Raw genomic sequence first — 478 nt, forward strand, 5'->3', positions numbered from 1 at the left:
CCTGCTTCAAAGCTCGCCATCTGCACCCATTCAGTTTTGCCGCACTCGTCAAAACTCAGAGCGATCGGCGAGCCGCAGTAGCGAATATGCTCTGTGCCACCAATAACCTGCGCCGGGTGAACATGGCCCAGCGCGATGTAGTCCGTCGGAGGGGAGTTTTGCGCCGGCAAGGCGTCCAGCGTACCGATATAAATCTCACGGACGGCGTCACTTTTACTGGCGCCGACAGTGGTCAAATGCCCGGTCTCAATGATGGGCAGATTCTGGTCACCACGTATCGTGCAGGCGTCCTGATACTGCTGCTGGTAATAGTCGGTGATGGCTGACAGCAAATGCTGCTGTTTCTCTTGTCCGGTCAGCCCCGCCTGGCTGTTTATGATGTCGCGCGGACGTAAGAAAGGAACCGGGCACAGGATCGCCCCCGGCGTGCCGTCACGTTGCAGTAGAACCTGCGGCGCATGACCGGTGGTGGCAACGA

Annotated in this window: 1 protein-coding gene; it reads right to left on the minus strand. The window is 58.6% G+C overall.

Features of this window, described 5'->3' with window-relative positions:
* A partial coding sequence (sbcD, locus tag ACU8YC_RS26700; RefSeq protein WP_446896222.1) for an exonuclease subunit SbcD occupies positions 1 to 478 on the minus strand: 478 nt, incomplete at both ends.

The sequence above is a fragment of the Citrobacter sp. VF227 genome, assembly GCF_052950715.1.